The 1,686-nt window shown below is 67.4% G+C and carries 2 protein-coding genes; both read left to right on the forward strand.

Annotated features, from left to right (window positions below; translation table 11 throughout):
- Nucleotides 1–162 precede the first annotated feature (162 nt).
- Complete coding sequence (locus tag LN042_RS36705; RefSeq protein WP_230055807.1) at nucleotides 163–300, forward strand: hypothetical protein; 138 nt, start codon at nucleotides 163–165, stop codon at nucleotides 298–300.
- Nucleotides 301–1,072: 772 nt separating this feature from the next.
- Entirely contained in the window at nucleotides 1,073–1,504 is a 432-nt protein-coding gene (locus LN042_RS36710; RefSeq protein WP_230055808.1) for a hypothetical protein, read from the forward strand.
- The last annotated feature ends 182 nt before the right edge of the window (nucleotides 1,505–1,686 follow it).

Below are 1,686 nucleotides of genomic sequence, written 5' to 3' on the forward strand. Positions count from 1 at the left end.
CTAGCTCGACGGCGAGATCGCCGGACAAAAAGGCCCGTCCAGCTGCCCGGCTGGAGACCACAGCAGCATGGACGGGCGCACGTACCCCATCTCAGGAGGCACATCGTGAGTCTTTCCCCTTCCCCGGGTGTGGTGTCAACCCCGGCTCCTCAGATCTGGCCAGTGGCCGTGATCGTCATCGTGGTAGTGCTGCGAGCGCCGGTCGATATCCTGCCGGCGGCCATCTCGGCAGCGGCCAGCATCGTGGCCCTCATGCTCGGCGGGCATCAACCGGCGGCCACGCGAGTCGCGCGCAGCTGAGTGACTAACTGCGCTACAACGCCCTCGTACACCGCCGTACGTCCACGGACGCTGACGGACCGTTCGCGCAGGTCACCGGCGGGCTGACCCCCGATCTCCCAGTCCCCCGAGTTGCTTCGGGACGAAGAGGCCGTGGGTTCAAATCCCGCCACCCCGACCCAGGCCAGAGGGCCCATCGGAGAGATCCGATGGGCCCTCTGGGGTATCCGCCGGCACGAAAGTACAGCAGCCGCTCCGGCCCTGACCGGCCGCCAGCAACTGTTGCTGAGAACGCAGCGGCGAACCCACCGGTCCAGCGGACTCCCAGATGTGATCCGGGACACGGTTCGGCGGCACTCGGTCCGCGTGACGTTCCACCAGCTACCGCAGACGAGCCCAGCCGACCGATCGGATCTCGGGGAAGGCCGACGAGCCCAATCACACGGGCGCGGCTGGACCCGTCGGGCCGGGAACCTCGACCAGGAGTCGGCACGCGTGTCGGTCTCGACCTCCACCCCCTCGGGAAGGCCCCGGGAGCGGGAGGACCAGGCTGCCGTAGCGCGGATGGTCAAGGTAGCGGCTGGGGCGTGCGCGCAGGTCATCTTGGCGTCGACCCGGATGGTGCCGGTCGAGGAGGTCGATGGGGAGCGATGTTCAGCCCGACCATCGCCGGCGCACCAAAGCCAAAGCGCGCACCACAGTAGGTCACACCCGGCCGGATGACGGGGCACCGCAGGCTGAGAGACTTCGATAATCCGATCGCCAGCTGTGAAGGTCCGGGGGAGGGCTGGGTGTGGAACTGACGGGGCGCGGCAAGCGATGGCTGGTCGTAGCAGTGGGTGTGATCGGACTAGGGGTGGCTGCCTGCTACGCATGGGGCGACGACTACCCGCTGCCGTACAAAACGCGGGATGCCTCGCTGATCGACCGGGTTGCTCCGGACGATCCGGTCGCCGGCGGGACAGCAGTTGAGGCGGACGACCGCACGATCACACTCCATGTGGATTGGGGCGGTTGCGACTACAGGCCCGACCTGGTTGCAGAGGAGACGGCGGACCGGGTCACGCTCGTGCTCAAGCGCCGGGATGCTTCCGGTCCCGGAGTCGGCTGTGAGGACGGCGGCGTCGCCCAGGTCAAAACCGTCCTGCACCGCCCGCTTGGCACCCGCGGCCTGGTCGACGCCGTCACCGGCAAGCCCATTCCCCACACTGACGCCCACACATAAAGTGGATTCAATCGGTCGTTGCAACACCTCGATCTTGGAGGTGTCGGGTGGGACGGCTCTGCGGGGCGGACGTCGCAGCGGCGATAGACGCCCGAACAAGCGCCAGCACAGCAGTTGCTCTAAGCAAAGTACAGCAACCAGGTTGCCCAGCGGTGACCACCGACGCACCTGACACCACCTCT

Source organism: Kitasatospora humi, assembly GCF_020907985.1.
GTDB classification, from domain to species: Bacteria; Actinomycetota; Actinomycetes; order Streptomycetales; family Streptomycetaceae; genus Kitasatospora; species Kitasatospora humi.